Genomic DNA, 240 nt, shown 5'->3' with positions numbered 1-240 from the left:
ACTCCTACACCCGACCCCACTAATGGATCGCACGGATTCGCCATTCCTCCTATCTGTACCGTCGTCGGCTCTACAATATCACCATCTACATCATTCCCTAAAACATCTACCACTACCGGCATTCCAGTATCGTTGTTATCACTCGTATCATTTGTAGCTACTGGTACGTAAGCTATCGTTATGGTAGCCACATTTGATGGATTACCATCATTATCGTCGATCGGATACATGGCTGGGGCT

1 protein-coding gene is annotated in these 240 nt (G+C 46.7%); it reads right to left on the bottom strand.

What is annotated here, in order from left to right; all coding sequences use genetic code 11:
- The coding region (locus ACY2RS_RS15820) for a hypothetical protein (protein ID WP_490099614.1) at window positions 1-240 on the bottom strand (240 nt) is incomplete at both ends.

Source organism: Patiriisocius sp. 208BN25-11, assembly GCF_058147145.1.
Note: the sequence above shows the minus strand (reverse complement) of the source record. Positions and strands in the feature narration are given on the sequence as shown.